We start from the raw sequence: 17,735 nt of genomic DNA on the forward strand, positions 1-17,735 counted from the left end.
CGGTGACATGTCCGCCGCCGTTTTTCGCGGCGGACATGTCACCGGGGCTCGCCGGGGCCGCGCCGCGCGGAATCCCGCCGAGCCCCCGCGCCGCGCCCGCTACGAGCCGGCCGCCGGGTGGTAGTCCCGGCCCAGCACCACCGTGATCTGCGCGTTCGCCGCGCCCTGGCCCTGGCGGACCGCGGAGGCGGGCAGCCCCAGCGTCTTGGCCAGCTCGCCCGCCGTCTCCTTCTGCGCGGCGGAGGAGTAGAGCACCTGGGAGGCGGCTCGCGGCGCGGCGGTGCCGCCGCTGACGTAGGTGTAACCGGAGTTGACGACCTGCACCTGCGCGGCGTCCCCCGACTTGGCGCTGCCGGTGGCGTTCTGTACCGCGATCGTGGGGATGCCGCTGGGGTCGGCGTTCTTCACGGCGCCGCCCAGCACGTTCTTCACGACGTCGTCGGTGGCCTGCTCGCTGAGGGTGCCGTTGGTCTGCACGGGCAGCGTGGTGGTGCGGTAGTGCCCGCCCTGTGCCTGCTGCGCCAACTGGGCCAGGGTCGCGCCGAGTTGGGCGTTGGACAGCGACGGGTCGGGAATCGCGCCCAGGGTGTTGACGATCTTGGTGGCCGCGGAGGCGGTGGCCGGCATCTTCGTCAGCACCGCCTGCATGACCTGCCCGAACCGGGCTAGTTGCTTCGCCTGCGGCTCGCCGGCCGCCCGGTAGGTGGCGTAGGCGACCGCGCCCTGACCGTCGAGCTGCTGGCCCTTGCCCGCGGTGACCAGGGTCTTGCCGCCGGAGGCGACGGTGGCGTCGGCGTCCAGCGTGATGCCGCCGACGGCGTCCACCAGGATCTCCAGGTACGGCGTGTCCAGCCGCCAGGTGCCCTGGATGTCGGCGCCCAGCAGGGTGTTGAGCCCGTCACGGGTGGGCGCCGCGCCGTCGTCCACCACGGACTTGGCCAGCGTGGTGGTCCCCGAATCGGGGCTGAGCGTCAGCGAGTTGGGCAGCAGCACGGTGGTGCCCTCGCCGGTCGTCTCGTTGCCCACCAGCAACGCGGTGGAGCTGTCGTCGCTGTCGACCTCGCGCAGGTGCACCACGATCACGTCGCGCTTCTGGGCGCCCGCGGCGGCCGCCGCTCCCTGGCCCGCGCTCAGCCCCGGAAGCCTGCCCGACTGCCACAGGTAGCCGACACCGCCCGCCAGGGCCAGCGCGACCACCACGACCAGCAGCACGACCCGCTGACGTCCGCGGCGCTTGCGTTCGTCGCGCCGCTCGGTGCGGGACTCGGAGAACTTCAGCCAGTCGATGACGTCCTCGGCCTGCTCGTCCTCCTCCTCCACGAAGGCGAACTCCTCGGTGTGGAAGTCCCCTTCGGCCCCCGGCGCGCCGGACGGCGGCCCGGATTCCGCTTCCGCTTCCACGGGCTCCGCCCCCGGCGAGCGCTGCTGGGGCACGGTGGCGGAGGGCTGCGCGGCGGCCGGGTACTCCTGAGCGGGGTACTCCTGAGCGGGGTAGCCCTGCTGCGGCCCGTACCCCTGGGCGGGATGCGGCTGCTCGGGATGCTGCTGCTCCGCGTACCCCTGCTCCGGGTAGCCCTGGCCCGCGTAGCCCTGCCCGTCATAGCCCTGGCCCGGGTACGCGGCGTGGTCGTGGACGCCGTAGCCCTGACCCTGCTCCGGGTAGCCCTGGGGCGCCTGGCCGGGGTAGGGCTGACCGCCGTATTGCTGGTGTTGTGCGTACTGCTGCTGCGGGGCGTGCTGGGCGTACGGGTCGTAGGCTTCGTAGCCCTCCCGGCCTTCGTAGCCCTCTTGACCTTGATGGCCCTCCTGGCCTTCGCCCTGCGGCTCGGGCTGCGGGTAGCCGGGCGAGTACGGGGCGTACGGGTCACGGCCCTGGTAGGGCTCCTGGCCGTACTGCTCCTGATCACTCACCAGTGCCCCTCCGATCGCACGACTACCAGCCGCAGGCTATCCGGCGTCCCGGTACAGCTTCCGTTTGTTGATGTAGCGCACCACGCCGTCCGGCACCAGGTACCAGACCGGTTCGCCCCGGGCCACCCGGTGCCGGCAGTCGGACGAGGAGATGGCCAGGGCCGGGATCTCGACGAGCGACACTCCGCCGTCCGGGATCCCGGGGTCCGACAGAGTGTGCCCCGGGCGGGTCACTCCGATGAAATGCGCCATCGAGAAGAGTTCCTCGGCGTCCCGCCAGGAGAAGATCTGGGAGAGCGCGTCGGCGCCGGTGATGAAGAAGAGGTCCACGTCGCCGTACTGGTCGCGCAGGTCCCGCAGCGTGTCGAGGGTGTAGGTGCGGCCGCCGCGGTCGATGTCGGTACGGCTGACCGAGAACTGCGGGTTGGACGCGGTCGCGATGACCGTCATCAGGTAGCGGTCCTCCGCCGGCGAGACCTGCTGGTGTTCCTTCTGCCAGGGCTGGCCGGTGGGGACGAAGACCACCTCGTCCAGGTGGAAGAGGCTCGCGACCTCGCTCGCGGCCACCAGGTGCCCGTGGTGGACCGGGTCGAAGGTGCCGCCCATCACACCGAGTCGTCTCTTCACCGGCCCGGCCCCTCCGTCGTCGACCTCGATCAGTCCGGAGGGGCGCCCGGACGCTGCCTGCTCTTCCATGCGAGCACACCCTACTTGGCGTCCGGCGCGGGCCGGGAGCGACCCGGGGTCAGCGGTCGCGGTTGAACCGGGAGACGATCCACAGCAGGAACAGGAGCGCGAACAGCGCGCCGCCACCGGTGAGGATCGGGTTCAGGCTGTCGTGCTGGCCACCCTCGGCGAGCGCTGCCACAGCTGCTGGGATGTGTGCGGTCATGGTCGGCTGGACCCCTTGCGGTCGGAAGACTCGTCCATCTGGAACTCGTGCCACATGGTACGTCCGTGGGCACGCGGAACCCTACGCAGGTCCCGCGCGTCCTGACTGTGTACGTCCAGTACGAGCAGTACGAGATCGAGCGTCAACGAGAACGGACCGGGAGCGGTTCGTCCAGGTGACCGCCCGTCAGTCCGCGTCCGGTTCAGTCCTTGTCGCCGTAGCCGCGCAGGAGGAACCAGGCGAGGAAGACGGCACCGAGCACCGACACGACGATCACGGTGCGCAGCAGCCAGCCGGGGCCCGCCGAGTCGGAGGCCACGGCCAGCAGTGTGGTGGGGTCGTGCGTCACAGGGTTGTGCATGCCGTTCAGCGTAGCCCTGTCGGTGCCGGGCCCTAAGGTGGGGTGGTCCGGGGGACGAGCACGCACCGGCTATCAAGGGATTGAGGCCCAATGACCGTGCCGAACGAATCAGGTGGCGCCGGCGAGTCCGGCACCGGGACGCCCGGCGGGACCGTGCCCAGCCGCAGCCGCAGGCGCTTCCCGGGCATCTCCTCCCGCGCCTACGAGCATCCGGCGGACCGCTCGGCGCTGGTGGCGCTGCGCAAGCTCAGCGGCTTCGACACCGTGTTCAAGGCGCTCAGCGGACTGCTGCCGGAGCGTTCGCTGCGGCTGCTGTTCCTGTCGGACTCGGTGCGGGTCAGCGAGGGGCAGTTCCCGCATCTGCACGACATGCTGCGCGACGCCTGCTACATCCTGGACCTGGAGAAGGTCCCGCCGATGTACGTCAACCAGGATCCGCAGCCCAACGCGATGTGCATCGGACTGGACGAGCCGATCATCGTGGTCACCACGGGTCTGGTGGAGCTGCTGGACGAGGAGGAGATGCGCGCGGTCGTCGGCCACGAGGTGGGCCACGCCCTGTCCGGCCACTCGGTCTACCGCACGGTCCTGCTCTTCCTGACCAGCCTGGCGCTGCGAGTGGCGTGGATCCCGCTGGGCAACGTCGCGATCATGGCGATCGTCACCGCGCTGCGCGAGTGGTTCCGCAAGTCGGAGCTGTCCGCCGACCGGGCCGGGCTGCTGGTCGGCCAGGACCTCGAGGCGTCCATGCGCGGCCTGATGAAGCTGGCGGGCGGCAACCACCTGCACGAGATGAACGTGGACGAGTTCCTCAAGCAGGCCGACGAGTACGAGGCGGGCGGCGACCTGCGCGACTCGGTACTGAAGATCCTCAACGTGCTGCCGCGCACCCACCCCTTCACCACGGTCCGCGCCGCCGAGCTGCGCAAGTGGGCGACCAGCCGGGACTACCAGCGGATCATGGACGGCCACTACGCGCAGCGCGAGGAGGACAAGGACACCTCGGTGTACGAGTCCTTCAAGGAGTCGGCCAACCACTACGCCGACTCGGTCAAGAGCAGCAAGGACCCGCTGATGGGCCTGATCCGGGACATATCGACCGGCGCCGGGGACATCGGCGGCAAGCTGCGCGACCGGTTCACCGGCTCGGGGACGCGCTCCGGCCAGGGCTCCGGTCCGGGCCCGGAGCCGGACCCGGACCAGGGCTGAGCGCTCCGCACGCCGCCGCCATCGGCTCCGCACGGTCGTACGGATCGGTCCCGGAGCCGGTGGCGGCGCGCTGTCCGGCCAGCAGCGGCCGGAAGTAGCCGGACGGGTCGCCCGCGCAGGCCAGCGGCCCGGCCTCGACGGCGGCCTGGCGCAGCTGGAGCTGATGGGCCGCCAGGTCGTCCCGGTCGAAGTACAGGCTCAGTCTGCGTCGCACGGTGAACAACGATGCCGGGTGGTCGGACGGGGCGCCCGCGGCGCGGATCCGGTAGACCAGCGTGTGGTCGGTGTCGACCTCCAGGCCCGCGCCGCCGTCCCGCTCGGCGTAGGTGACCGTGCCGCGCACCCGGATGCCGGGGTCGGCCAGTTGGTAGCGGGCGGGGTCGAAGCGCACCAGCCAGCCGGTCGCCGCGTGCCGCCCGTCGTCGGCGGGGCTGGCGAGGCTGTGGTCGAACTGGGTGAGCTGGCCCTGGTCGAGCAGGTCGCGCACCTCGCGCACGTCGCCACCGGTCAGCGCGGCCTCGTCCAGCGAGGAGGCGACCAGGTACTCCTGGGTGATGTCGAGCGCCTCGCCGACCTGCCCGTCCGTGAAGTGCGCGGTGCGGTGGGCCGCCGGGAGGGTGACGCCCTGCAGGCCGATCGGGTAGTGGGCCACGCCGTCGGCGGCGTACAGCGGGTCGGCACTCGCGGCGGGCACCGGCCCGGAGGGGACGAGCGGCACCAGGGTCATGCGCAGCGGGACGGCGGCGGGCGGCCCTTCGGGGCGGTAGTGGTGACGCACCCCCAGGTAGATCGCGCTGCCGAAGGCGAGGGCGATCAGCAGGACCAGGACGTACGCCTGCGGGCGGGCGCCGCCGGTGCCCCAGGGGTGGCGGGGGCGGGTCGCCCGGGTGGCGCCGGCCAGCCGCTCGCGGGCGGAGAACTCCCGTATCCGGGCAGCACGAACGAACGACTCGTCGAACACGATGGCTCCGTACTCGTCGTCACCGCCTCCCGGAAGGCCCTGGGGCGTCCCCTCCGGGGGGTCTCCACGCCCGGTCATACGACAAGAGTAGGTCTCCGCGGCGCGAGCTGAACGCCCCGTACCGCAAGTCGTCCTGAAAGACGGTCACCGGAGCGCGGTGGACGGTCACTCGGGCCACTCGGGTCGCCCGGTCGCTCAGCGGGTCACTTCGGTGGCCGCTCCGGTCGACAGGGCGCCGCCGCGCGAGCCGGTGCCGGTGGGGGCGCCGCCGCCGGTCAGCAGCGGGCCGGCGGTGGTCGCGGCGGTCGGGCGGGTGGTGGCCCGGGGCAGGTCCGCGCGGCCGGTGGCGGGCGGCGGGGCGGGCTGGCGGCCCTGGCCCCCGGTGCGGTAGACCGCCGCGAAGGCCAGCGAGACGACGCCGACGCCCATCACCAGCGCCAGCACCCAGGCGACGGTGCGGTGCCAGCGGGCGGGCGTGCCGTAGATGTGGCGCTGGCGGTAGACGCCGAAGCGGCCGTGCTCGGCGGCGAAGGCGTCGTACTCCCCCGGCCCGTACGCGTCGTAGTACCGGGGGTCGTCGTCCGGGCCGTCGTCGTCGGCGGCGCCGACCCTCGCCGGGGTGGCCTCCGCCTCGGCCCTCGCCTGGGCGGCGGCGAGCATGCGCTCGCGCGCGCTGGGTTCGTGGAAGACCGCGGCCTCCACGAAGGCCTCGTCAAGGACCACGGATGCGAACGCGTCGTCCGCGTCTCCGTGGTCGTCACCGTCCGGGAACGGCTTACCGCCCACATCCTCAGACACCCGTCCAGGGTAAGCCCGCGGACGGTGCCTTGGGCAGGGAGTGCCGGAATGTGGGACGGCCCGATCGGCGGACCGGATCGACGGCCCGGTCAGCGGATGTGACCGTCGCCGGTGACCACGTACTTGGTGGAGGTCAGCTCCGGCAGTCCCATCGGGCCGCGGGCGTGGAGCTTCTGGGTGGAGATGCCGATCTCGGCGCCGAAGCCGAAGGCGCCGCCGTCGGTGAAGCGGGTGGAGGCGTTGACCATGACCGCGGTGGAGTCCACCAGGGAGGTGAAGCGGCGGGCGGCGCTCTGGTCGCGGGTGACGATCGCCTCGGTGTGGCCGGAGGACCAGCGGCGGATGTGCTCGACCGCGGCGTCCAGCGAGGGCACGACGGCTGCCGCGATGTCGTACGAGAGGTATTCGGCGGCCCAGTCGTCGTCGGTGGCCGGCACGACCGGGCGGCCCGCCTGCTCTCCGGCCCGCTGCCACGCCTCGTCGCCGTGCACGGTGACGCCGGCCTCGGCCAGGGCGGACAGCGCGCGGGGCAGGAAGGCGTCGGCCACGGCCGCGTGCACCAGGACGGTCTCGGTGGCGTTGCAGACGCTGGGGCGGGAGGCCTTGGCGTTGACCAGGATGCGCGCCGCCATCTCCAGGTCGGCGTGCTCGTCGACGTAGACGTGGCAGTTGCCGACGCCGGTCTCGATGACGGGGACGGTGGACTCCTCGACGACCGTGCGGATCAGCGAGGCGCCGCCGCGCGGGATGAGCACGTCGACCAGGCCGCGTGCCCGCATCAGCTCCTTGACCGACTCCCGGCTCTCCCCCGGCACCAGCTGCACGACGTCGGCCGGCAGGCCCGCGGACTCCACGGCGTCCCGCAGGACGGCCACCAGCGCGGTGTTGGAGGCGTACGCGGAGGAGGAGCCGCGCAGCAGGACCGCGTTGCCGGACTTCAGGCACAGGGCGGCGGCGTCCACGGTGACGTTGGGCCGGGCCTCGTAGATGATGCCGACCACGCCGAGCGGCACCCGGATCTGGCGCAGCTCCAGTCCGTTGGGCAGCGTCGAGCCGCGCACCACCTCGCCGACCGGGTCGGGCAGCGCCACCACGTCGCGCACGTCGGCGGCGATGGCCGCGACACGTTCGGCCGTCAGGGTGAGGCGGTCGACGACGGAGTCGCTGATGCCCGCCGCGCGGGCCGCCTCGACGTCCTCGGCGTTGGCGGCGACGATCTCGGCGGTGCGGGCTTCGAGGGCGTCGGCGATGGCCAGCAACGCGCCGTCCCGCGCGGTCCGCGGCTGCGGCGCGAGCACGGCGGCGGCCGCCTTCGCGCGGCGTGCGGTGTCGATGACGGGGGACGATGCGGTGGTGGTCATGCCCGAAGGGTACTGACCCGCGTCCCGCGCTCCGCGGCGCATCCCACATACCGGGACGAATCCCCGGGCACGCGCACCGGCGGCCGCCTCAGGGCGACAGCAGTCCGAGCAGCTTCCCGCCGCGGTCCGGGTCGATGTCGATCTCTGGCAGCAGACGAGGACGGACGATGGACGGCAGCATCATCCGCCACATCCCCGAGATCCGCTGCGGCAGGTCCGCCCGCCCGTTGGCGGCCTGGGAGAGGATCTGGCTGCCGGTGAAGACGCCCTGGAGCAGGAACGCCAGCTCGTCCGGGTCGACGGTCGGCAGCAGCTCGCCGCGCTCCAGCGCCTGGGAGAGCAGAGTCGAGGCGGCGACCATGGCGCCCCGGTAGTTCGCGCCGGTCTGGTACGAGCCGCGCTCCACGGTCAGCCGGACCACCGCGCGCAGCACGACGTCGCTGCGCAGCCGCTCCGCGTACATCATGGTGAGGTCCACCAGAGCCTGGAGCCGCACCGGGTGGTCCGGCAGGACCAGCGCCTCCTCCTGCAACTGCACCAGCGCGTCGGCGATGGCCCGCTTGCCGGAGAAGTGGTGGTAGAGAGCACCCCTGGTCAGACCGCTGCGCGTGAGGATCTCCGTGGTGGAGGTGCCCTCGTAGCCCAGTTCCTCGAAGACCGACGCGGCGGCTTCGAGGATGCTGCGCCGGGTCCTGACTGCCCGCGCCTGCTGCGTCATGCTCCCTCCGTCCCGGTGCCCGACGGCCCGCCCTGTGAATTCTAGTGAGGGTGTGCCGACGGCCCGCGGCCGGAGCGCCCCAGGCCCCGCGACGCGCCCGCGGGGAGCGCTCAGTACGGGTGCACGCCCACCGGGGTCGCCGGGGGTGGGCCGTAGCCCTCGGAGACGCGCAGGTGGTAGGTCTCGCGGTCGATGACCTCCAGGCCGACGATCTCCCACGGCGGCAGCTTGGCGGTGGCCTTGTGCTCGCCCCACAGGCGCAGCGCTATCGCCGCCGCGTCGTGCAGGTCGCGCGCCTCCTCCCAGTAGCGGATCTCCGCGTGGTCGGCGGCGTACCGGCTGGTGAGCAGGAACGGGTGGTCGTGGGCCAGCTGTTCGAGCGCCCTTCTGACCTCGGGCAGCGGCGCCTCGGCACCGGAGAGGTTCAAGGTGACGTGCCAGAGCCGGGAGGCCTCGCGCTCGTCGGCCCCCGGCTGCGGCCCGCGATCCGGTACGGACCGGCCCACGGGCATGTCCCCGACGCTGGTCAGGGTCCGCCCGGCCGTTCCTCGGGGCAGCGCCCCTGGGCGCCCTCGTCTCACCGGCGGCCTCCTGTATGCGGTCCCCGCTCGCCGTGGAAGCGGGTCGTGGTGCGGTGCCGCGGATTCCGGGCACCGCTGTCGGTTCTCTCTCCCCGCATCAAAGTTGACCAGTCCTGGACGGGCCGCGGGGCGGTTTTCACCAAGAAGCCCCCGGATCACCGACGCCTCCCCTCCCCCGGGCCCCGGCCGTCACCCCTGTACGACGCGGGGGCGCGCGGGACCGCGGACGGGCCGGTCAGCGCAGTACTACCAGGTCGTCACGGTGCACGACCTCGCGCTCGTAGGCGGGGCCCAACTCGGCGGCCAGCTCACGAGTTGAACGCCCGAGCAGCCGGGGTAGTTCCCGCGCGTCGAAGTTGACCAGCCCCCGCGCGACGGTGACACCGTCCTCGTCGACCAGGTCCACCGGGTCGCCCGCGGCGAAGTGGCCCTCGACGCCGGTGAGCCCGGCCGGCAGCAGCGAGGTGCGGCGTTCGACGACCGCCCGCACCGCGCCCGCGTCCAGCCGCAGCGCGCCGCGCGGGGTCGAGGCGTGCGCCAGCCACAGCAGCCGGTCCGCCGAGCGCTTGCCGGTGCGGTGGAAGAGGGTGCCGGTGACCCGCCCGGCGAGCGCGTCGGCCGCGTGCGTGGCGGAGGTCAGCACCACGGGGATGCCGGCGGCGGTGGCGATGCCCGCCGCCTCCACCTTCGTCACCATGCCGCCGGTGCCGACCCCCGCCCGGCCCGCGCTGCCGATCTCCACGCCCTCCAGGTCGGCGGGCCCGGCGACCTCCTCGATCCGCCGGGTGCCGGGCTTGCGCGGATCGCCGTCGTAGAGCCCGTCGACGTCCGAGAGGAGCACCAGCAGGTCGGCGTGGACCAGGTGGGCGACCAGGGCCGCCAGCCGGTCGTTGTCGCCGAAGCGGATCTCGTCGGTGGCCACCGTGTCGTTCTCGTTGACGACCGGCAGCGCGCCCATCGCCAGCAGCTTGTCCAGCGTGCGGTAGGCGTTGCGGTAGTGGGCGCGGCGGCTGACGTCGTCGGTGGTGAGCAGCACCTGCCCGACCCGCACCCCGTGCCGGGCGAACGAGGCGGTGTAGCGGGCGACCAGCAGGCCCTGGCCGACGCTGGCGGCGGCCTGCTGCCGGGCCAGGTCGCGCGGGCGGCGCTCCAGGCCCAGCGGGGCCAGCCCGGCCGCGATGGCACCGGAGGAGACGAGGACGACCTCCTTGGCCTCGCGGGCCGTGACCAGCACGTCCACCAGGGCGTCCACCCGGTCGGCGTCCAGGCCGCCGGACGCGGTCGTCAGCGACGACGACCCGATCTTGACGACGACCCGGCGGGCGGCCGTGACCTCGTCGCGCACCGCCCGCTCGTCACCGTGCTGCCCTGCCACCGCGTCCACCCCACAAGTCCTCGTGCCGTACTCCCGCGCAATCTACGGGAACCGGGCCGCGGTCCGCCCGCGCGTACCGTCAGGCGGACCAGCGGCGGGCCGGGCCCGTCCGGCGCCTCAGAACGGGCCGAACTCGTCGAACTCGCGCTGCGCGTCGTCCCGTTCGGCCTGCCGGTCCTTGCGGCGCTGGGCGGACGGGCGGGGTGCCTCGAAGCGGTGGTCCTCGCCGCGCCGGCCCAGCATCTCGGCGCCGGCCGCCATCGTCGGCTCCCAGTCGAAGACGACCGCGTCGTCCTCGGCGCCGATGACGACCTCGTCACCGGCGCGGGCACCGGCCTTGACCAGCTGCTCCTCGACGCCGAGGCGGTTGAGGCGGTCGGCGAGGTAGCCGACGGCCTCGTCGTTGGCGAAGTCGGTCTGGCGGACCCAGCGTTCCGGCTTCTCGCCGCGTACCCGGTACAGACCGTCCTCGTGGGTGACGGTGAAGCCCGCGTCGTCGACTGCCTTCGGGCGGATGACGATCCGGGTGGCCTCCGGCTCGGGCTGGGCGGCGCGGGCCTCGGCGACGATGCCGGCGAGGGCGTACGACAGCTCCTTGAGGCCCTGGTGGGCGACGGCGGAGACCTCGAAGACGCGGTAGCCGCGGGCCTCCAGGTCGGGGCGTACGAGGTCGGCGAGGTCCTGGCCGTCCGGCACGTCCACCTTGTTGAGCACGACGACGCGCGGGCGGTCGGCGAGGCCCGCGCCGTACTCGCGCAGCTCGGCCTCGATGACCTCCAGGTCGGTGGCCGGGTCGCGGTCGGACTCCAGGGTGGCGGTGTCCAGCACGTGCACCAGCACCTGGCAGCGCTCGACGTGCCGCAGGAACTCCAGGCCCAGGCCCTTGCCCTGGCTGGCGCCGGGGATCAGGCCGGGCACGTCGGCGATGGTGTAGACGGTCGAACCGGCGGTCACCACGCCGAGGTTGGGCACCAGCGTGGTGAACGGGTAGTCCGCGATCTTCGGCTTGGCGGCGGACAGCACCGAGATCAGCGAGGACTTGCCCGCGCTCGGGTAGCCGACCAGCGCCACGTCGGCGACGGTCTTCAGTTCCAGCACGATGTCGTCGCTCTGGCCGGGCTCGCCCAGCAGCGCGAAGCCGGGGGCCTTGCGGCGGGCGGAGGCGAGCGCCGCGTTGCCCAGGCCGCCGCGGCCGCCCTGGGCGGCGACGAAGGAGGTGCCGTGGCCGACGAGGTCGGCGAGCACGTTGCCCCGGCGGTCCTGGACGACGGTGCCGTCGGGAACGGGCAGGATCAGGTCGCGGCCGTCGGCGCCGGAGCGGTGGCCGCCCTCACCGGGCTTGCCGTTGGTGGCCTTGCGGTGCGGCGAGTGGTGGTAGTCGAGCAGCGTGGTGACGCCGACGTCGACGACGAGGATCACGTCGCCGCCGCGGCCGCCGTTGCCGCCGTCCGGGCCGCCGAGCGGCTTGAACTTCTCCCGGTGCACGGAGGCGCAGCCGTGGCCTCCGTTACCCGCGGCGACGTGCAGTTCGACGCGGTCCACGAAGGTGGTCATGACGGATGCCTCCAGATGCGTGCAGGGTGGTTCGTCGTGCGGGTCTCCCCGTACAACGTGCTGAGGGCGGACCCGCTTCCCGGGCTACGGGAAACGGCGTCCGCCCTCGGCGTGGTGCTGTGTGTCGTTCCGCTGGGGCCGGTCAGCCGGCGACGGGAACGATGTTCACGACCTTGCGGCCGCGCGCGGTGCCGAACTCGACCGCACCGGCGGCGAGAGCGAACAGCGTGTCGTCCTTGCCACGGCCGACGTTGACGCCGGGGTGGAAGTGGGTGCCGCGCTGGCGGACCAGGATCTCACCGGCGTTGACGGCCTGGCCGCCGAAGCGCTTGACGCCGAGCCGCTGAGCGTTGGAGTCGCGACCGTTCCGGGTGGACGATGCGCCCTTCTTGTGTGCCATCTCTTCTCAGTCCCTTACTTCGCAGCCGTGGGGATACCGGTGATCTTCAGCGCCGTGTACTGCTGGCGGTGGCCCTGACGGCGGCGGTAACCGGTCTTGTTCTTGTACCGCAGGATGTCGATCTTGGCACCCTTGTGGTGGTCCACGACCTCGGCCTGGACCTTCACGCCGGCCAGGACCCACGGGTCGCTGGTGACCGCGTCGCCATCGACCACGAGCAGGGTCGAGAGCTCGACCGTGTCGCCCACCTTGTTGGTGGAAAGCTTGTCAACCTCAACGATGTCACCGACAGCGACCTTGTGCTGGCGGCCACCGCTGCGCACGATTGCGTACACGCGGATCTCACTCTCTTCGCTCGAAATGGCACCCCTGATGCCAGCCACTCGTGCGGCACGGGCCGCGAAGGGTGAGGGGCCTCTCCCGGCGGGCCGGGAGGGATTCGCTCAGGAGCGGGCGCAGAAACGCCGAAGGTCAAGGTTACGGGGCCGCCCCGGATGGGTCAAACCGGCTCCGCGGGCCCACGGGGGGTACAGGGAGGCGGAGTCGGGGCGGGCGGCGCGACCCGCGATCCGGCGTGGAGGCACCGCCGGGCGCGGCGGGCGCACACGTGACCGGAGCAGTCGCCTTCCGGCTCCGCCGGTCGGCTCGCCGTACGGGCCATCCGTCGCCCTGGTGGTCCCCCGGACGCCGAAGGACCGCGGCGTTCCCGAGGGGGAGCACCGCGGTCCTTCAGCGTGTGGCGACTACTCGTCGGACGACTCGGGGGCGGTCGCCGTCTTCTTGGTGGCGGCCTTCTTCGTCGTCTTCTTCGCGGTCGTCTTCTTGGCCGCGGTCTTCTTGGCGGCGGTCGTGGTCTTCTTCGCCGCCGTCTTGCGCGGCGCCCGCTTCTTGGGGGCCTCCGCCTCCGGCTGCGCCTCCTCCGCGGCGGTCGCGGCCACCACGACCACCGCGGCGTCGCCTTCGGCGGCGGGCGGCGGGCCGGCGGGCGCCGACGCCTTACGGGTGGCACGGCGGCGCGGACGCACCGGCTCGGGCTCCGGCGCGGGCTCGGCCTGCGGCTCCGGCTCGGCGACCGGCTCGGCCTGGGCGGCCGGTTCCGGCGTCGAGGGCGCCACCACGATCTCCGCCTCCGCGGCCTGCGGCGGCGTGCCCGCGGGCGAGCTGGCCTTGCGGGTGGCACGGCGACGCGGGCGCGCCGGGGCGGGCTCGGGCGCGGGCTCCGGCTGGGCCTCCGCGACCGGTTCCGCCACCGGGACGGCCTGCGGCTCGGCGGGCGGTGCCACGACGATCTCCGGCTCGACGTCCGAGCCGGCCGGCGGCCCGGCGGGCGCGCTGGCGGCCCGGGTCGCGCGACGGCGACGGCCGCGCCGCGACGCGGAGGCCGCGGCCTCCGCCTCGGCGGCGCTGCCGAACCACTCCTCGGCGGCCTCCTCGGCCTCCTCGGCGACCGCTTCCGGTGCCTGCGGCTCGTCGAACGCCTCCAGGGTGTCGGTGACGTCCTTGACCGCGATCGCGCTCTCCTCCACCGGCTGCTCCGGTGCGGACTCGGCGCCGCCGCGGCCCTTCTTCTTGCGCTTGCCGCCACCACCGCCGCCGTTGGTGCCCGCCTGGTCCATGTGGACGATGACGCCGCGGCCGTTGCAGTGCACGCAGGTCTCGGAGAAGGACTCCAGCAGGCCCTGGCCGACCCGCTTGCGGGTCATCTGCACCAGGCCCAGCGAGGTCACCTCGGCGACCTGGTGCTTGGTGCGGTCCCGGCCCAGGCACTCCAGCAGACGCCGCATCACCAGATCGCGGTTGGACTCCAGGACCATGTCGATGAAGTCGACGACGATGATGCCGCCGAGGTCGCGCAGCCGCAGCTGGCGCACGATCTCCTCGGCCGCCTCCAGGTTGTTCCTGGTGACCGTCTCCTCCAGGTTGCCGCCCTGGCCGGTGAACTTGCCGGTGTTGACGTCGACCACGACCATCGCCTCGGTGCGGTCGATCACCAGCGAACCGCCGGACGGCAGCCACACCTTGCGGTCCAGCGCCTTCAGCAGCTGCTCGTCGATCCGGTACGTGGCGAAGACGTCGACGTCGGACGTCCACTTCTGCAGGCGGTCGGTCAGGTCGGGCGCGACGTGCGAGACGTAGCCGTGGACGGTCTCCCACGCGGTGTCGCCGCTGACGATGACCTTGGAGAAGTCCTCGTTGAAGATGTCGCGCACCACGCGGACGGTCATGTCCGGCTCGCCGTACAGCAGGGTCGGCGCGTTGCCGGTCTTGGCCTTCTTCTGGATGTCCTCCCACTGCGCCTGGAGCCGCTGGACGTCGCGGGCCAGCTCCTCCTCGCTCGCGCCCTCGGCGGCGGTGCGCACGATGACACCGGCGTCCTCGGGGACGATCTTCTTGAGGATCTGCTTCAGGCGGGCCCGCTCGGTGTCGGGCAGCTTGCGGCTGATGCCGGTCATCGAGCCCTCGGGCACGTAGACCAGGTAGCGGCCGGGCAGCGACACCTGGCTGGTCAGGCGGGCGCCCTTGTGGCCGATCGGGTCCTTGGTGACCTGGACCAGCACGGACTGGCCGGACTTCAGCGCGGTCTCGATGCGGCGCGGGCCGCCCGAGAGGCCCAGCGCCTCGAAGTTGACCTCGCCCGCGTAGAGCACGGCGTTGCGGCCCTTGCCGATGTCGACGAAGGCGGCCTCCATCGACGGCAGGACGTTCTGCACCTTGCCCAGGTAGACGTTGCCGACGTAGGAGGTGGCCTGCTCCTTGTTGACGAAGTGCTCGACCAGGACGCCGTCCTCCAGGACGCCGATCTGGGTGCGCTCGCCGTTCTCGCGGACCACCATGACGCGCTCGACGGCCTCACGGCGGGCCAGGAACTCGGCCTCGGTGATGATCGGCACGCGGCGGCGGCCCTGCTCGCGGCCCTCGCGGCGGCGCTGCTTCTTCGCCTCCAGGCGGGTGGAGCCCTTGATGGACTGCACCTCGTCGGACGGCTCGGTCTTCTTGCGCGGCTCGCGGATCTTGACGACCGTGCGCTCCGGGTCGTCGCCGCCGTTCTCGCCGCCCGCGTCGGCCGAGGACTCACCGCTGCGACGGCGACGGCGACGACGGCGCCGGCTGCTGCTGGAGCCGCCCTCGTCGGCGTGCTCGTCGCCGTCGCCGTCCTCGGCGCCTTCGGCGTGCTCCGCCTCGTCGTCCTCGTGGTCCTGCTCGTCGTGCTCGTCCTCGGCGCCCTGGGCGTCGTCGCCCTCGCCGGGCTCGCCCCGGCGGCGGCGACGGCCGCCCCGGCGACGACGACGAGACGGGCGGTCCCCGTGCTCGTCGTGGTCCTCATGCTCGTCGTGCTGGTCCTGCTCGTCGGCGCTCTCGGCGCTCTCGGCGCTTTCGACGTGCTCGGCGCTCTCGCCGGACGCCTCGGCGCGCGTCTCCTCGGCGGGGGTGGTCTCCTCGGCCGGGGCGTTGCGGCGACGGCGGCGACGACGGCCGGCGCCCTCGGCTTCGGCCTCGTCGTTCTGGTCCCGGTCCTGGTCCCGGTCGCGCTCGGGCGCGGCGGAGCGCTCCTCGGGGGCGACGAAGACGGGGGCCTGGAAGACCGCGGTCGGCGGGCGGACCGCGCGACGGCGGCCGCGGGTGGGGGCGGGCTCGGCCTCCGGCTCCGGCTCGGCGGCCGGTTCCGGCGCGGCCTCGGCCTTGGGCTCCGGCTCGGTCTTGGGCTCCGCCTTCGCCTTGGGCTCCGCCTTGGCCCTGGTCCTGCGCCCGGCCTTCGCCTTGGGCTCGGGCTCGGCGGCGGGGGCCTCGGCAGTACGCGCGGTCTCCTCGTCCTCTTCGGCCTCAGTGCGGGGTTCGTCCTGCGCGGCGGCGTGGTCGTCCTTGGGCGCCAGCGCGCCGGGCTTGAGGCGACGCGAGTCGTCCTGGACCGGCGCGGCGGCGGCCTTCTTCCGGGTACGGCGGGCGCGCTGCGGCTTCTCCTCCGGCGCGGGCGCGGCGGCCTCGGCGGCGGGGGCCTGCTCGGCGGGTGCCTGGGGTGCCGTCCGCTCGGCCGCTTCCTCGGCGGGCGCGGGCGAGGCGGACTTGCGGGTCGCCCGGCGGCGGGCGCGCGGCGCGGGGGCGTCGGCGGCGGGCGCGGCCTCGGCGGATTCGGTCCCGGCGGGCTCGGCGGTCTTCGCCGGTTCGGCGGGCGCGGCCTGCTTCTCGGAGGCGGCGGCCTCGGCGGCCGTGGGGGACCCGGCGGGCGCGGTGGCCTTGCGGGTGGCGCGGCGCCGCGTCGTCCTGGGCGCCGGGGCGGTCTCCTCGGCCGGAGCGGCGGCTGCGGCCGGGGTCTCGGCCGCGGGCTCGGCGGGGGTCTTCGCGGCGGGCACGTCCTGCGCCGTCGCGTCCTGCTTCCCCTCGGCCTTGGTGGGCGGGCCCGCCGGACGCGAGGCGGCTCGCCGCCTGCGCCGCTGCGGGGTGCCGCCGCTGGTCGCGGCGGTGGTGTCTTCGCTGGTGGGCGCCTCGGGCGCCTCGTTGCCTGGCTCGTTGTCGAGCATGCGGGCATGTCTCCCGTCACGCTCCCGGGCGCCGCGCTCGGTTCCGGTGGCGGTCCCGCTGCTTCGCGGTTCCGCCGCCCGGGGCGCGGGCGCCACACGGGAGCTGTCGTCTCGCTCGCCGGGCCCGCTGATGTCCGGGCCAGGCGAAAGTCTCCTGGTCAGCGCGTCCCCGGACCCGGGTGGCTCCCGGTCGTCGGTGACGCGTCGACGACGTGTCCTACGCGGAACCGGCCGGCACCGTCGCGACGGGCAGCCCGGCGGCCGTGGGTGAGGCGGCCAAGGCAGCGTCGCGGTCTGGCGACAACGGATCGGTCACCGTGCCGGACTCCTCGTCGAGCGGCCCCTGCGCCAGCCTGGTCACCGCTGCGGGGACCGGCGGCGCGAGGTCGGCCGTCGCACGGAGGCCGGACAGGACGTCGTCGGGTCGTACGGCGGGTGTCAGATGCCGAACAACCAGCCGCAGTATCGCACAGGCCGCCTGCCCGGGCCCATCGGCACCGTCCGGCGACACCTCAGTGAGGCTGACCACGGCGCCGCGCGCGTCGAAGACGCGGACGCCGTTCTTGGTCGTGCGGCGGACCTCCACCGTCTCGGCGGCGAGGAACGCGTCGGCCGCGCGGCGGGCCTCGGCCGGGTCGACCCCGTCGAGCCGCAGCTGCCACACCGAGGCTTCCAGCCGCTCGGCCAGGCCGGAGGTGTGCGCCTCCACGGCGTCCGTGACGTCGAGGCCGTCGGGCAGCGACTCGTCGAGCAGGGCCCGCAGCCGTTCCGGGTCGCGGGACTCGGTCAGCGCGATCTCCAGGTACTCGGCCTCGCTGCCCACGCCGGTGGGTGCGGCGTTGGCGTAGGAGACCTTGGGGTGCGGGGTGAAGCCGGCCGAGTAGGCCATCGGCACCTCGGCGCGGCGCAGTGCCCGCTCGAAAGCGCGCTGGAAGTCGCGGTGGCTGGTGAACCGAAGGCGTCCCCGTTTGGTGTAGCGCAGTCGGATGCGCTGCACCGCCGGCGCGGGAGGCGGCCCTTCGGGCTGTCGCTTGCCCAGTGTCGTTCAGTCCCTTTGTACGTGTCGTGGGCCCTGACGCGGGCCCCTCACTGCGTAC

Annotated in this window: 16 protein-coding genes; 1 reads left to right on the forward strand and 15 read right to left on the reverse strand. The window is 73.6% G+C overall.

Going from position 1 to position 17,735, the window contains the following annotated elements; translation table 11 throughout:
* Positions 1-99 precede the first annotated feature (99 nt).
* The 4 genes from K7472_RS29830 to K7472_RS29845 all read right to left on the reverse strand — a co-directional run bounded on the left by K7472_RS29830 (position 100) and on the right by K7472_RS29845 (position 3,164).
* Positions 100-1,911: a LytR C-terminal domain-containing protein gene (locus K7472_RS29830; protein WP_222981936.1), complete on the reverse strand. Its 1,812-nt coding sequence runs from the start codon at positions 1,909-1,911 to the stop codon at positions 100-102.
* A gap of 36 nt (positions 1,912-1,947) precedes the next feature.
* Complete coding sequence (nadD, locus tag K7472_RS29835) at positions 1,948-2,517, reverse strand: nicotinate-nucleotide adenylyltransferase (RefSeq protein ID WP_252396468.1); 570 nt, start codon at positions 2,515-2,517, stop codon at positions 1,948-1,950.
* Between the two features lie 139 nt (positions 2,518-2,656).
* The gene (locus tag K7472_RS29840) at positions 2,657-2,803 is read right to left on the reverse strand and encodes a hypothetical protein (protein ID WP_222981940.1); all 147 of its coding nucleotides are present in this window, start codon (positions 2,801-2,803) and stop codon (positions 2,657-2,659) included.
* A 202-nt stretch (positions 2,804-3,005) separates the two neighbouring features.
* Entirely contained in the window at positions 3,006-3,164 is a 159-nt protein-coding gene (locus tag K7472_RS29845) for a hypothetical protein (protein ID WP_222981942.1), read from the reverse strand.
* A 90-nt stretch (positions 3,165-3,254) separates the two neighbouring features.
* Between K7472_RS29845 and K7472_RS29850 the strand changes: the two genes are divergently transcribed.
* Positions 3,255-4,373: a M48 family metallopeptidase gene (locus K7472_RS29850; protein WP_222981944.1), complete on the forward strand. Its 1,119-nt coding sequence runs from the start codon at positions 3,255-3,257 to the stop codon at positions 4,371-4,373.
* Here K7472_RS29850 and K7472_RS29855 read toward each other — a convergent pair.
* The 11 genes from K7472_RS29855 to K7472_RS29905 all read right to left on the reverse strand — a co-directional run bounded on the left by K7472_RS29855 (position 4,303) and on the right by K7472_RS29905 (position 17,635).
* Entirely contained in the window at positions 4,303-5,412 is a 1,110-nt protein-coding gene (locus tag K7472_RS29855; protein ID WP_222981946.1) for an SCO2583 family membrane protein, read from the reverse strand. The genes K7472_RS29850 and K7472_RS29855 overlap by 71 nt on opposite strands.
* A gap of 117 nt (positions 5,413-5,529) precedes the next feature.
* On the reverse strand, positions 5,530-6,132 hold the full coding sequence (locus K7472_RS29860; RefSeq protein ID WP_222981948.1) for an SCO2584 family spore wall biosynthesis protein: 603 nt from the start codon (positions 6,130-6,132) through the stop codon (positions 5,530-5,532).
* Between the two features lie 89 nt (positions 6,133-6,221).
* Complete coding sequence (locus K7472_RS29865; RefSeq protein ID WP_222981956.1) at positions 6,222-7,493, reverse strand: glutamate-5-semialdehyde dehydrogenase; 1,272 nt, start codon at positions 7,491-7,493, stop codon at positions 6,222-6,224.
* 88 nt (positions 7,494-7,581) lie between these two features.
* Positions 7,582-8,211, reverse strand: coding sequence for a ScbR family autoregulator-binding transcription factor (locus tag K7472_RS29870; protein ID WP_222981958.1), 630 nt, complete (start codon positions 8,209-8,211; stop codon positions 7,582-7,584).
* A 110-nt stretch (positions 8,212-8,321) separates the two neighbouring features.
* Positions 8,322-8,792: a DUF8830 family protein gene (locus K7472_RS29875; RefSeq protein ID WP_222981959.1), complete on the reverse strand. Its 471-nt coding sequence runs from the start codon at positions 8,790-8,792 to the stop codon at positions 8,322-8,324.
* A 235-nt stretch (positions 8,793-9,027) separates the two neighbouring features.
* On the reverse strand, positions 9,028-10,176 hold the full coding sequence (proB, locus tag K7472_RS29880; RefSeq protein WP_308014144.1) for a glutamate 5-kinase: 1,149 nt from the start codon (positions 10,174-10,176) through the stop codon (positions 9,028-9,030).
* Positions 10,177-10,284: 108 nt separating this feature from the next.
* Positions 10,285-11,721 (reverse strand): GTPase ObgE, encoded by a 1,437-nt coding sequence (gene obgE / locus K7472_RS29885; RefSeq protein WP_222981960.1) that lies wholly within the window; start codon positions 11,719-11,721, stop codon positions 10,285-10,287.
* Between the two features lie 142 nt (positions 11,722-11,863).
* A complete protein-coding gene (gene rpmA, locus K7472_RS29890; protein ID WP_109450001.1) occupies positions 11,864-12,121 on the reverse strand; it encodes a 50S ribosomal protein L27 in 258 nt (85 codons plus the stop codon).
* A 14-nt stretch (positions 12,122-12,135) separates the two neighbouring features.
* Positions 12,136-12,456, reverse strand: coding sequence for a 50S ribosomal protein L21 (gene rplU / locus K7472_RS29895; protein ID WP_222981961.1), 321 nt, complete (start codon positions 12,454-12,456; stop codon positions 12,136-12,138).
* Between the two features lie 408 nt (positions 12,457-12,864).
* Positions 12,865-16,638 (reverse strand): Rne/Rng family ribonuclease, encoded by a 3,774-nt coding sequence (locus K7472_RS29900; protein ID WP_222981962.1) that lies wholly within the window; start codon positions 16,636-16,638, stop codon positions 12,865-12,867.
* 217 nt (positions 16,639-16,855) lie between these two features.
* Positions 16,856-17,635 carry a TIGR03936 family radical SAM-associated protein gene (locus K7472_RS29905; RefSeq protein ID WP_222981964.1) on the reverse strand — a complete coding sequence of 260 codons (780 nt, stop codon included), beginning with the start codon at positions 17,633-17,635 and terminating at the stop codon, positions 16,856-16,858.
* Between the last annotated feature and the right edge of the window lie 100 nt (positions 17,636-17,735).

This window comes from Streptantibioticus parmotrematis, from assembly GCF_019890615.1.
Classification (GTDB): Bacteria; Actinomycetota; Actinomycetes; order Streptomycetales; family Streptomycetaceae; genus Streptantibioticus_D; species Streptantibioticus_D parmotrematis.

Bases quoted from the DNA above. Each gene is read 5' to 3' on its own strand.
- K7472_RS29840 (WP_222981940.1), bottom strand. From the start codon at position 2,803: ATGACCGCACACATCCCAGCAGCTGTGGCAGCGCTCGCCGAGGGTGGC.
- K7472_RS29900 (WP_222981962.1), bottom strand. From the start codon at position 16,638: ATGCTCGACAACGAGCCAGGCAACGAGGCGCCCGAGGCGCCCACCAGC.
- obgE (WP_222981960.1), bottom strand. From the start codon at position 11,721: ATGACCACCTTCGTGGACCGCGTCGAACTGCACGTCGCCGCGGGTAAC.
- rpmA (WP_109450001.1), bottom strand. From the start codon at position 12,121: ATGGCACACAAGAAGGGCGCATCGTCCACCCGGAACGGTCGCGACTCC.
- K7472_RS29855 (WP_222981946.1), bottom strand. From the start codon at position 5,412: ATGACCGGGCGTGGAGACCCCCCGGAGGGGACGCCCCAGGGCCTTCCG.
- K7472_RS29845 (WP_222981942.1), bottom strand. From the start codon at position 3,164: ATGCACAACCCTGTGACGCACGACCCCACCACACTGCTGGCCGTGGCC.
- K7472_RS29865 (WP_222981956.1), bottom strand. From the start codon at position 7,493: ATGACCACCACCGCATCGTCCCCCGTCATCGACACCGCACGCCGCGCG.
- nadD (WP_252396468.1), bottom strand. From the start codon at position 2,517: ATGGGCGGCACCTTCGACCCGGTCCACCACGGGCACCTGGTGGCCGCG.
- K7472_RS29850 (WP_222981944.1), top strand. From the start codon at position 3,255: ATGACCGTGCCGAACGAATCAGGTGGCGCCGGCGAGTCCGGCACCGGG.
- K7472_RS29870 (WP_222981958.1), bottom strand. From the start codon at position 8,211: ATGACGCAGCAGGCGCGGGCAGTCAGGACCCGGCGCAGCATCCTCGAA.